General features: G+C 70.8%; 9 protein-coding genes and 1 pseudogene. 2 read left to right on the top strand and 8 right to left on the bottom strand.

The window, feature by feature from the left end; all coding sequences use genetic code 11:
• The 8 genes and pseudogenes from LQ222_RS23310 to LQ222_RS23275 all read right to left on the bottom strand — a co-directional run.
• Positions 1–266, bottom strand: a pseudogene (locus tag LQ222_RS23310) (hypothetical protein); the annotation flags it as partial.
• A gap of 146 nt (positions 267–412) precedes the next feature.
• Positions 413–913, bottom strand: coding sequence for a protein TolR (gene tolR, locus LQ222_RS23305; protein WP_230169270.1), 501 nt, complete (start codon positions 911–913; stop codon positions 413–415).
• A gap of 5 nt (positions 914–918) precedes the next feature.
• Positions 919–1,662 (bottom strand): protein TolQ, encoded by a 744-nt coding sequence (tolQ, locus tag LQ222_RS23300; RefSeq protein WP_230169269.1) that lies wholly within the window; start codon positions 1,660–1,662, stop codon positions 919–921.
• Positions 1,663–1,715: 53 nt separating this feature from the next.
• Positions 1,716–2,165 (bottom strand): YbgC/FadM family acyl-CoA thioesterase, encoded by a 450-nt coding sequence (locus LQ222_RS23295; RefSeq protein ID WP_230169268.1) that lies wholly within the window; start codon positions 2,163–2,165, stop codon positions 1,716–1,718.
• Positions 2,162–3,199 (bottom strand): Holliday junction branch migration DNA helicase RuvB, encoded by a 1,038-nt coding sequence (gene ruvB, locus LQ222_RS23290; RefSeq protein WP_230169267.1) that lies wholly within the window; start codon positions 3,197–3,199, stop codon positions 2,162–2,164. The genes LQ222_RS23295 and ruvB overlap by 4 nt, the downstream gene beginning before the upstream one ends.
• Positions 3,196–3,813, bottom strand: coding sequence for a Holliday junction branch migration protein RuvA (ruvA, locus tag LQ222_RS23285; protein WP_230169266.1), 618 nt, complete (start codon positions 3,811–3,813; stop codon positions 3,196–3,198). Before ruvA ends, ruvB begins: the two co-directional genes overlap by 4 nt.
• Positions 3,814–4,066: 253 nt before the next feature.
• Positions 4,067–4,585: a crossover junction endodeoxyribonuclease RuvC gene (gene ruvC, locus LQ222_RS23280; protein WP_230169265.1), complete on the bottom strand. Its 519-nt coding sequence runs from the start codon at positions 4,583–4,585 to the stop codon at positions 4,067–4,069.
• Between the two features lie 33 nt (positions 4,586–4,618).
• Positions 4,619–5,044, bottom strand: coding sequence for an Rrf2 family transcriptional regulator (locus LQ222_RS23275; protein WP_230169264.1), 426 nt, complete (start codon positions 5,042–5,044; stop codon positions 4,619–4,621).
• A 99-nt stretch (positions 5,045–5,143) separates the two neighbouring features.
• Between LQ222_RS23275 and LQ222_RS23270 the strand changes: the two genes are divergently transcribed.
• Together LQ222_RS23270 and LQ222_RS23265 are read left to right on the top strand one after the other, a co-directional pair.
• On the top strand, positions 5,144–5,530 hold the full coding sequence (locus tag LQ222_RS23270) for a group III truncated hemoglobin (RefSeq protein ID WP_230169263.1): 387 nt from the start codon (positions 5,144–5,146) through the stop codon (positions 5,528–5,530).
• A gap of 17 nt (positions 5,531–5,547) precedes the next feature.
• A complete protein-coding gene (locus LQ222_RS23265) occupies positions 5,548–6,228 on the top strand; it encodes an alternative oxidase (RefSeq protein ID WP_230169262.1) in 681 nt (226 codons plus the stop codon).
• Positions 6,229–6,230 lie beyond the last annotated feature (2 nt).

The following is a 6,230-nucleotide window of genomic DNA, read 5'->3' as shown; positions in this document are numbered from 1 at the left end:
GGTTCGGGCGGCGTGTTGCGCGGCGGCGTGGGCGCCGGGGGCTCCGGCGTCGGCGGGTTGGGCGTCGGCTCGGGGGCCGGCGGGGCGGGCACCGGGCGCGGCAGGTCGCCCTGCGCCATCAGCGGCGGGCCGGGTGCCACCAGCTCGACCGCGATGCCCTGTTCCTCGGGCTCGGGGATGGGGCGTGCCAGCACGAACAGCGCGCCGATCACCAGGATCGCCACGTGCAGCCCCGCCGAGACGAGGCCCCAGCGGTTCAGGTCCATTCGTGTGGTCGAGAGGGGCATCGGCGCCCGTCGGCCCCCCGTCTAGCGCATCACCCGTCCAACCGCGGTCGGTCGGACGGATGAGGATGCTCGCGGGAACAATAGGCGGGCGCGTGTGCCGTGAACCATGGCGACCGGAACATGCTCTAGCGCGGCTGGCCGCCCGGGCGGGCGGGCGGCGCGGCAGGGCGGGGCGCGGCGGGCGCGCCGGAGGGCTGTTCGGCCAGCAGCGCCACGCGCGTGAAGCCGGCGCCGGCGATGGTGCCCATCACCTCCATCACGCGGCCATAGGCGATGGCGCGGTCGCCGCGCACGAAGATGCGCCGTTCGGGGGCGCCCTGCGGCTGGTTCTGCATGATGGCGCGCAGCCGCGGCACCAGCTCCTCCATCGGCACCTCGGTCTCCTGCAGGAAGACGCGGCCCTGCGGGTCGACGGTGATGGTGAGCGGCTCGGTCTCCTGGTTCAGCGGCGTGGCGGCGGTGCGCGGCAGGTCGACCGGCACGCCCACCGTCATCAGCGGCGCGGCGACCATGAAGATGATCAGCAGCACCAGCATGACGTCGACGAAGGGGGTGACGTTGATCTCGGCCATCGGCCGGTAGCGCGACCGGCGGTCACGCCCGCCATTCATCAGGGACCCGGCCATGGCGGCTATTCCGCCGCGCTCGCGGCCGGCGCCGCGCTGTCGTTCGCGGCCACTTCCGCCTGGCGCGACAGGATGGCGGCGAATTCGGTGGCGAAGGATTCCATCCGCGCGGCGAAGCGCGCCAGGTCGGTGTTCAGCTTGTTGTAGGCCAGCACCGCCGGGATGGCCGCGACCAGGCCGATGGCGGTGGCGAACAGCGCCTCCGCGATGCCCGGCGCCACCACCGCCAGGTTGGTGTTCTGCATCCCCGCGATGGCCGCGAAGGAATTCATGATGCCCCAGACCGTGCCGAAAAGGCCGATGAAGGGCGCGACGGAACCCACGGAGGCCAGGAACACCATCCAGCGTTCCATCCGCTCCATCTCGCGCCCGATTGTCACCGTCATGGCGCGTTCGACGCGTTCCTTCGCCCCGCCCATGATGCTGCCCGTGCCGGCGGACCGCCGCCATTCGCGCATCGCCGCGCCGAACACGGCGGCCAGGGGATGGGACGGGTCCTCGCCTTCGCGCGCGTACAGGTCATCGAGGCTGCCGCCGGACCAGAAGCGGTCCTCGAAGGCATCGGCGGCGCGGTTGGAGCGGCGCAGGCTGGTGACCTTGTCGAACACGATCGCCCAGACCCAGACGCTGGCGATCAGCAACCCGATCATCACGCCCTTCACGACCCAGTCCGCCTGCAGGAACAATCCCCACAGCGAAAGATCATGCGCCGCCTGTCCGAGCGCCTGAGCGGTCACGTTGCCGTTCACGCCGTCTCTCCTTCCGAGGCCCCGCGGGGCCTGTGCATCATCGCCCCCGGGGTTCAGCCCGGCACGACGAGTCCCTTCAACACCGACCGCCAGGGCTCCGGCAGCGGCACCGGCTTGAGGCTGTCCCGGCCCACGCAGACCAGGCCGACCTTCAGGCCCGCCAGCCTCTCCGCCCCGCCTTCCGCGGCGCGGACCACCTGCCCGAGCACCACCTGCGCGCCTGTCACGCGCAGCACCGAGGTTTCGACCACCACGGAATCATCGAGGCGGGCGGGCCGCCAGTACTCCACTTCGACGCGCCGCACCACCAGCAACGCATTGTGACGTTCCATCATAAAATGGTGCGGCAAGTCCATGGCACGCAAGGATTCGGTCCGCGCACGCTCCGCCCAGTGGAGATACCGGGCGTGATAGGCCATCCCGCCGGCGTCGGTATCCTCGAAATACACGCGCAAATTGTATCGATGCGGTGCATTTGCCGTATTCGGTTCGGGTCCGGTCACGGATCATTGTCCCGCAGCAGGTCAAGCTGCGCCGCCATCCCCGCCGGCGGCGCGAGGCCCAGGTGGCGCCACCCCGCCTCCCCCAGCATCCGCCCGCGCGGGGTGCGCAGCACCAGGCCCTCCTGGATCAGGAAGGGTTCGACCACTTCCTCAAGCGTGTCGCGCCCTTCGGCCAAGGCTGCCGCCAGCGTCTCGATACCGACCGGCCCGCCGCCATGGTGTTCGGCGATGCGGCGCAGATACCGCCGGTCCATCGCATCAAGGCCGAGCGCATCGACCTCCAGCCGCAGCAGCGCGCCATCGACCATGGCGCGGTCGGCGGCGCGGTTCTCGACCAGCGCGAAATCCCGCACGCGGCGCAGCAGGCGCCCGGCGATGCGCGGCGTGCCACGGGAACGTTTCGCGATTTCGAAGGCGCCGTCATCCGACAGCGCGAAGCCCAGCTTGCGCGCCCCACGGCTGACGATGCCGTGCAGTTCCGCCGCCGTGTAGAACACCAGCCGCAGCGGAATGCCGAAGCGGTCGCGCAGCGGCGTGGCCAGCAACCCCGCGCGCGTGGTCGCACCGATCAGCGTGAAGGGCGGGATGTCGATGCGCACGGTGCGCGCCGCCGGGCCCTCGCCGATGATCAGGTCCAGGCAGAAATCCTCCATCGCGGGATAGAGCGTCTCCTCGATGGCGGGTTGCAGGCGATGAATCTCATCGACGAACAGCACGTCGCGCGGCTGCAGGTTGGTCAGGATCGCGGCCAGGTCGCCGGATCGCTGCAGCACCGGCCCGGAGGTGGCGCGGAACCCGACACCCAGTTCCCGCGCGACGATCTGCGCCAGCGTGGTCTTGCCCAGGCCAGGCGGGCCATGGAAGAGCACATGGTCCATCGGCTCCGCCCGCGCCCGCGCGGCCGCGATGAAGACGCCGAGGTTCTCGCGCAGCGACTGCTGGCCGGTGAAGTCGGCGATGGTCTGCGGGCGCAGCGCGTGCTCGCCGTAGTCGTCGTCCTGGCGCTCGGGGTCGGTGATGCGCTCGGAATTCACCGCGCCATCTCCTTCAACCCGTCGCGGATCAGCGCATCCAGCGTGGCGTCATCGCCCAGCCGCTTCGCCGCGCGGGCGATGGCGGCCGCCGCCTGCGGCTGCTTCCAGCCGAGATTGACCAGCGCCGACACCGCATCCGATTCCGCGCCGGCTTCCGGCAGCGCCGCCGCCAGCACGCCCTCGCCATCCGCCTCCGGCGTCGCGCGCCCGACCGCCCATTTCTGCATCGCCGGCTCATCGACGATGCGGTTGGCGGTCGCCGCCCCCAGCCCCTTCACCTCGGACAGCCGCTTGCGCTCCTTCGCCGCGATCGCACGCGCCAGGCCATCAGGGCTGAGCGACGACAGCACGATCAGCGCCTTCTGCGGCCCCACCGTCTTGACCTCGATCAGCGCACGGAACGCCTCGCGCTCCGACGCATCGAAGAAGCCATAGAGCGTGATCGCATCCTGGCTGACCCGCGTCTCGACCAGCAGCCGCTGCACACCCTCACGCCCGGTCAAGGCATCGAGCGTCTTGCGCGAACACGACAACAGATACCCCACGCCATTCACGTCGAACACGCAGCCACCCTCGTGCGTGGCCTCCACACGGCCCTTCAGCGCGGCGATCATGGGGCGGGCTCGCTGCCGGAGAGGGGCTTTGCCCCTCCCCGGACCCCACCCCACCAGGGGGCTACGGCCCCCTGGACCGCGGGCTTTGAATCGGGGGAATTGGGGAGGGGCATCGTCGGCACCACCCTCGCGACGCGTACGCCATGCCCCTCCCCAATTCCCCCGATCAAGTCGAGGGTTCCAAGGGCCTTAAGCCCTTGGCGGGCGGGGTCCGGGGAGGGCAGAGCCCTCCCCGCCGCGCAACCGAGCCCCATCATGCCGGCTGATACCCGCGTGCGAGCGCCGCGCGCGATTGCCGGTGGTGGGCGTGGCAGATCGCGACGGCCAGGGCGTCGGCGGCGTCGGCGCGTTTGAAGGTCACGCCCGGCAGCAGGTGCTTCACCATGGCCTGCACCTGGTCCTTGGCGGCGTGGCCGTTGCCGACCACGGCGCGCTTGACTTCCATCGCGCCGTATTGCGCGACGGCCAGGCCGGCCAGGGCGGGCGCCAGCACCACGACGCCGCGCGCCTGGCCGAGTTTCAGGGCGCTGTCGGGGTTGCGCGCGACATAGGTGTTCTCGACGGCGGCTTCCTCCGGCACGTGCAGGTCGATCACGGCGGCCAGGCCGCGATGCAGCGCCAGCAGCCGGTCGGGCAGGTCCTCGGCGGGGGTGGTGGAGATCACGCCCTCGGCCAGGAAGCGCAGGCGGAAGCCGTCGTGTTCGATCAGCCCCCAGCCGGTGTGCTGGAGGCCGGGGTCGAGGCCGAGGATGCGAATCGGGCGGCGCGACATGGCCGCGGGTCTAGCAGACCTGCGCCGGCGCGCTCAGCCCGGCAGTGCGAGCAGCCCCCGCAGCGCGGCGGCACGCCGGCCCAGCAGGTCTTCCAGGCTGGCGCGGTCGAGCACGGCCAGGAAGGCACGCACGGCCTCGTCGAACACGTTGCTGAGGCCGCAGGCCGGGGCGATCACGCAGGCGGGGCAATCGGCCAGGTCGAAATCGCCCTCCATGTGCCGCACCACGGCGCCGACGCTGATCCCGGCCGCCGGCCGGGCCAGGCGGATGCCGCCCGACCGCCCGCGCAGGCTGGTGACGAAGCCGGCGCGGCCGAGCTCGTTCACCACCTTCATCAGGTGGTTCTGGGAGATGCCGTAGGCGCGGGCGATCTCGGCGATGGAGCACACGGCATCCGGCCGCGCGCCCAGGTGCAGCAGCGTCCGCATGGCATAGTCGGTGTAGCGGGTGAGCCTCATGGGCCGGCCTCAAAACATGCGTAACAGATATCGGTTTTAATCTTGCATCATTCCAGGCCAGCCGATATATGCATCTCAAATGCATAATTTAGGTGCGCGATGCATGACCGCCCCGGTATCGACGACGAAGCCCTCCAGCGCGTGGTCGCCTTGTTCTACGACAGGGTCCGCGCCGATGCGGTGCTCGGCCCGGTGTTCAACGACGCCATCCACGACTGGCCCGGCCACCTGCAGACGCTGACGGCCTTCTGGTCCTCGGTGATGCTCACCTCCGGCCGCTACAAGGGCAATCCGATGGCGGCGCACCTGAAGCACCAGGCGCGCATCACGCCGGCGCTGTTCGCGCGCTGGCTGGACCTCTGGGCACAGGCGACGGCCGACACGCTGCCGCCCGAAACGGCCGCGGCCATGCAGGCCAAGGCCGCGCGCATCGCCCGCAGCCTGCAATACGCGCTCTCCCCCCTGCCGCTGCCTGGCGCAGCCTGACCGAAGGAACCGCGCCCATGTCCAGACCCCAGGTCGCCCTTGGCGTGCATCACGCGCCGCGGGGCGTCTGCGACCGCATCGCGCTCGGCTTCACCAAGCTGCTGCGCTTGTGCGCCGACACCTTCTTCGCCAGGCGCTACGGCCACCGCGCCATCGTGCTCGAGACCGTCGCCGCCGTCCCCGGCATGGTCGGCGCCACCCTGACCCACCTGCGCTGCCTGCGCCGCATGGAGGACGACAAGGGCTGGATCCGCACCCTGATGGAGGAGGCGGAGAACGAGCGCATGCACCTGATGACCTTCATCGAGGTCGCGCAGCCCACGGTCTTCGAACGCATCATCATCCTGGGCGTGCAGTGGGTGTTCTACGTCTGCTTCTTCCTGCTGTATCTGGCCAGCCCGCGCACCGCGCACCGCGTCGTCGGCTATTTCGAGGAGGAGGCGGTGATCAGCTACACCCACTACCTCGCCGACATCGATGCCGGGCGGTCCGCCAACCCGCCCGCGCCGGCGATCGCGCGGCACTACTGGAAGCTGCCGGCGGATGCGACGCTGCGCGACGTCGTGCTGGTGGTGCGCGCCGACGAAGCCCACCACCGCGACGTCAACCACGGCTTCGCCTCGGAACTGGGCGGCGGACAGTCGGGCGCAGTCTCGCCCTATCCCGACCACGCCGCCGAACTGCGGCCGGAGGCCTGACC

This window comes from Roseomonas sp. CECT 9278, from assembly GCF_918698155.1.
Taxonomy (GTDB): Bacteria; Pseudomonadota; Alphaproteobacteria; order Acetobacterales; family Acetobacteraceae; genus Neoroseomonas.
Note: the sequence above shows the minus strand (reverse complement) of the source record. Positions and strands in the feature narration are given on the sequence as shown.